Raw genomic sequence first — 4,697 nt, forward strand, 5'->3', positions numbered from 1 at the left:
CCCCTTCCCTCCCCTCCCTCGACGCGATCGGCCCGTTGCACGAAGGACCGGCCGGAACCCACCCCTTTCCCGAGGAGTAGCACCATGCCCCCTCCCTGCCGTGTCGCCGTGATCGGCGCCGGAGCGGCCGGCCTCACCGCCACCAAGGCCCTGCTCGACCGGGGACTCGAAGTCGTGACGTACGAGAAGGGCGACCGGCCCGGTGGGCTGTGGGCACGGGACAACGCCAGCGGACTGTCACCGGCCTACGCCTCCCTCCATCTCAACACCAGCAAGCGCCGCACCGAGTTCGCCGACTTCCCGATGCCCGGGCAGTGGCCCGACTACCCCTCGGCCGACCTGATGGCCCGTTACCTCGCCGACTACTGCGAGAACTTCGGCCTCACCCCGCACATCCGCTTCGACACCACCGTCGCCTCCGTCGAACGGGAGGGGCGAGGCCGTCCCTGGGCGGTGACCACCGAGGCCGGCGACACCGACCGGTACGACGCCGTCGTGGTCGCCAACGGCCACAACTGGGACCCCCGCCGGCCCGAGCCCGCCTACCCCGGAGCCTTCGACGGCACCCAGATGCACGCCCACGACTACCGCACCGCCGAGATCTTCCGGGACCGGCGGGTGCTCGTCGTCGGCATGGGCAACTCTGCCATGGACATCGCCGTCGACGCCTCGTACGTCGCGCGGGGCCCCGTCCTGCTGTCGGCCCGCCGCGGGGTCCACATCGTCCCCAAGTACCTCTTCGGCCGCCCTTCGGACGCCACCGGCGGGGCCCTGGCCGCGCTGCCCTGGCGGGTGCGCCAGCGCGTCGCCCAGACCATCCTCCGGCTGGCCGTCGGCACCCCGCAGAGCTACGGCCTGCCGGCCCCCGCGGGCGGGCTCTTCCAGAACCACCCCACGATCAGCGACACGATCCTGCACCGCCTCACCCACGGCGAGGTGGCCGCCCGCCCCGGCATCGAGCGCCTCGGCGGCGAACAGGTCGTCTTCAGCGACGGCACCCGCGAACCGGTCGAGGTGATCGTGTGGGCCACCGGCTACCGGGTGTCCATCCCCTTCCTGTCCGCCCGCTGGCTGGGCGGCGACCCGGAGCGGCTCCCGCTGTACAAGCGGGTCTTCCACCTGGAGGACCCGAGCCTGGCCTTCGTCGGGCTGATGCAGTCCACGGGCGCGGCGCTGCCCGTCGTGGAGGCCCAGGCCAAGCTGATGGCCGCCTGCTACTCCGGTGCCTACGCCCTCCCCTCGGCCCCGGCGCAGCACCGCGCCACCGCCCGGGCCCTGCGCGCCGCGGTCGAACGGTGGGGTGACCGCCGCCCGCAGATGCGCATCGACTTCGACCAGTACGTGGCCGACCTGCCCAAGGAGATCGAGGCCGGGCGCGCCCGACTGCGGCGCGGCGCCCGTCCGTTCACCGCGACCGACCGCGAAGGGAGCCTCACATGAACACCCCGCAGACCCCGCACCCCCTGCTCCGCAAGGGCCTGCTCGGCGGGCGCCGCGACGCCCGCGGCCTGCGCGCCATCGTCACCGGCGCCTCCGGAACCTTCGGCCGGGCCATCTGCGCCCGGCTGGCCGAACAGGGCGCCCGGGTCGTCGGTCTGGACCTGGTGCCGCGTCCCGAGGACCCGGTCGAGGTGCTGGCCTGCGACATCACCGACGACGCGAGCGTGCCGACCGCGGTGGCCGCCGCGATCGACCGGCTGGGCGGGCTCGACCTGCTCATCAACAACGCCGGTGTCGGCGGGCCCGCCCCGGCCGAGCTGCCCCCGGGGGCCGAGGTCCGGCGCCAACTCGACATCAACCTGCTCGGCACCTGGCGGACGACCGCCGCCTGCGTGGACGCCCTGGTGGAGTCCCGCGGCCGGATCGTCATGGTCTCCTCGCGGATGGCCGCCATGCAGCTGCCCCTGGCCGCGGCGTACGGGGCCTCCAAACGCGCCCTCGTGGCGTACGCCGACGCGCTCCGCATGGAGATCGGCACCCATGTCGCCGTCACCTGCGTCTACCCGTCGGCGGTGCGCAGCCCCATCCACGACTCGACCGCCGCCGCCGGACTCTCGCTGGAGGGCATGAGCAGCTACGAGCCGCTGGAGGGCGTGGTCGACACGGTGCTCCGCGCCGCCCTGGGCCGCCGGGCGCGCCGCGACCTGACGACCACCCGCCGCGGGGCCGTGGAGTTCTTCCTGGCACGCCACCTGCCGTATGTGACCGACCGGATCATCGCCCGCACCCTCGCCGCCCGGGCCCGCACCGGCGCCTTCGAGGGAGCCGAGCTGGCCGCGGGCGTCGTCAGGCGCCACACAGGGGCGCCGTGAGCGCCGCGCCGCACACGCTGCGGCGGGCCGACGCCCCGCCCCGTGTGCGGACCGCTGACCTCACCCTGTATGCCGCCGGCTCGATCGGGATGGGCATGTGGGTTACCGTTCCGGGTCTGCTCCTGCTGTACTTCCTCACCCGGACCCTCGGTGTCCCGGCGTTCCTGGCCGGTCTGGCGCTGCTGCTGCCGAAGATCATCGACGTGGTGGTCCATCCCCTGCTCGGATCGCTGTCGGACCGGCAGGCGCGCCACCGGGGCCACCGGCGCGGCATGCTCCACGGCGGGCTGCTGCTGGCGGTGGCCTGGATCGCGATGTTCTCGGTCCCCGCGAGCGTCTCGGGCACCTCGGCGGCGCTGTGGGTCGGCTGCTGCTGTGTCGCCGGCAACCTGCTGTTCGCCTGCTTCCAGGTGCCCTACCTGACGACACCGTCCGACCTGCGGATCGGGTACCACGAGCGTACCCGCGTCTTCACGTTCCGGATGTTCTTCCTGACGCTGGGACTGCTCGGCGCGGGCGTGGCCGCGCCGGCCCTGGTGGCCTCCGGCGGCCACCGGGCCTATGCCCGGATGGCCCTGCTGCTGGCCGGTGTCCTGGTCGCCTCGCAACTGGTCGCGCTGGCGGGCGTCCGCAGGCTCACCGAGCACTGCGGGATCCGGACCCCAGGGGAGCGCGCCCACTCCGCCCTCGAGGACACCCTGGCCGCCTGGCGGGACCGCGACTTCCGGGCGCTGCTGCTGTCCTACCTGTTCACCGGCACCACCACCCACCTCTTCCTGGCGGCGCTGCCCTTCTACACCGAGTACGTGCTCCACGACAGGGGTCTGACCGCCGTGCTGATGGGCGCCTTCCTGGTGCCGGCGACGATCGCCGCACCCGGGTGGCTCTGGATGTCGCGGCGGATCGGCAAGCAGCGCGGGCTGCTGCTGTCCCAGGGCGCCTTCCTCACCGGGTCCCTCGCACTGCTGCCCGGCGAGAGACTGGGGGTGGCCGCGACCACCGGCGTGGTGGCCGTCATGGGCACCGCCTTCGCCGGGCTTCAGCTCTTCGCCTTCTCGATGCTCCCGGACGCGGTGGCCGCCGCCGAGGCACGGGGTCTTGCCCGAGCGGGCGCCTACACCGGGGTGTGGACCGCGACCGAGGCGACCGGCACCGCCATCGGCCCCTATCTGTACTCCGCCGTCCTCGCCCTCGGAGGCTTCGTGTCCACCACCGAGGACCACACCCTCCCGCAGTCCCACTCCGCCCTGGTGGCCCTCCTGCTGGGCTTCACCGCGGCCCCGGCCGTGCTTATGGCGATCGCGGTGGTCTTCCAGCGCCGATGCGCCCTGGACCGGGCGGCGGCCCCGTGACGCAATGCCCCGGGGCGCCGCCTGCCGACCGCCGAGGCCACCGGAGGGTTCTCAGCCGGCGTCGCGGGGTGCCGCCGCGAAGTGCGGCAGGACCTCCTCGGCGAGTTCGTGCAGCAGCTCGTCGACGGGGCGGTCGTTGGGGCGGAGGTTGAAGGAGACATGGGCGACGCCGAGCGCGGCCATGGCCTCCAGCCGGTCGATCAGGGCCTTGCGGCCGGTGCTCAGGCCGAGCCGGATGGGGTGGGCCGGGGCACCGGGATCGTCCTGGAGGGTGAGCACCATCGGGGTCAGATAGGGCTTGTCCCCGGCGAGCTCCCGCCACTGGCGGATCCTCAGGCGCAGGGCACCCAGGTCGCGCGGGTAGTTGAGGGAGGCGTCGGCGTGGGCGGCGATCCACTCGGGGGTCTGCTGGGCGCCGCCGGCGACGGCGATCGGGATGCCCGCCGGGTGCGCCGGCTTGGGCAGCACCTCCAGATGCCGCTCGCCGTCCAGGCCGGCCGCGGGAAGCTCCAGCGGCCCGGACCGCCAGGCCGCGCGGACCTTCTCCACGCCCTCCCGGAACGCCGCGCCCCGTGCCGCGAAGTCGCGTGCGAACAGCGGGTACTCCACGGGGCGGTCACCGCTGGCCAGGCCGAGCAGCATCCGGCCGCCGGAGAGGGCGTCGACGGTGGCGGCGGCCTTGGCGACCAGCAGGGGTTCGCGCAGCGGCAGGACGATCGCCCCGGTGGCGAGAACGGCCTGCTCGGTGGTGGCGGCGAGGTGGCCCAGGTGGGTGAAGGTCTCGAAGACGGTGCCGGCGTCGCCGAACCGGACAGGGTCGTAGAGCGGGACGTCGCGCAGCCACAGGGCGGCGAAGCCGAGCCGGTCGGCCAGCTGGGCGAGCCGGGTGTGCCCGGTCAGGTCGGGGACGCCGAAGGGCCGGTGGGCCTCGTGGTCGGTGTGCCGGCGGGCGGGCCCCCAGTCGTTGTCGAGGGGCAGTTCCAGGCCGATGGTGAGGCGGCCGTCGGCGGGGGCGAGTCGGGCGAGTGCGGGG

Annotated in this window: 4 protein-coding genes; 3 read left to right on the forward strand and 1 reads right to left on the reverse strand. The window is 74.2% G+C overall.

Annotated features, from left to right (window positions below):
* Positions 1–84 precede the first annotated feature (84 nt).
* The 3 genes from E4099_RS29175 to E4099_RS29185 are packed head-to-tail and all read left to right on the forward strand — an operon-like array spanning position 85 to position 3,664.
* The gene (locus tag E4099_RS29175) at positions 85–1,440 is read left to right on the forward strand and encodes a flavin-containing monooxygenase (RefSeq protein ID WP_135342122.1); all 1,356 of its coding nucleotides are present in this window, start codon (positions 85–87) and stop codon (positions 1,438–1,440) included.
* Positions 1,437–2,312, forward strand: a complete 876-nt coding sequence (locus E4099_RS29180; RefSeq protein WP_135342123.1) for an SDR family NAD(P)-dependent oxidoreductase — start codon at positions 1,437–1,439, stop codon at positions 2,310–2,312. The genes E4099_RS29175 and E4099_RS29180 overlap by 4 nt, the downstream gene beginning before the upstream one ends.
* Complete coding sequence (locus E4099_RS29185) at positions 2,309–3,664, forward strand: MFS transporter (RefSeq protein ID WP_342451957.1); 1,356 nt, start codon at positions 2,309–2,311, stop codon at positions 3,662–3,664. The genes E4099_RS29180 and E4099_RS29185 overlap by 4 nt, the downstream gene beginning before the upstream one ends.
* Positions 3,665–3,715: 51 nt before the next feature.
* Here the strand turns inward: E4099_RS29185 and E4099_RS29190 are convergent.
* Positions 3,716–4,697: TIGR03571 family LLM class oxidoreductase (locus tag E4099_RS29190; RefSeq protein ID WP_245245289.1), on the reverse strand; the 982-nt coding region annotated here is incomplete at its 5' end.

The sequence above is a fragment of the Streptomyces palmae genome (genome assembly GCF_004684805.1).
GTDB lineage: Bacteria > Actinomycetota > Actinomycetes > Streptomycetales > Streptomycetaceae > Streptomyces > Streptomyces palmae.

Bases quoted from the DNA above. Each gene is read 5' to 3' on its own strand.
- E4099_RS29175 (WP_135342122.1), top strand. From the start codon at position 85: ATGCCCCCTCCCTGCCGTGTCGCCGTGATCGGCGCCGGAGCGGCCGGC.
- E4099_RS29180 (WP_135342123.1), top strand. From the start codon at position 1,437: ATGAACACCCCGCAGACCCCGCACCCCCTGCTCCGCAAGGGCCTGCTC.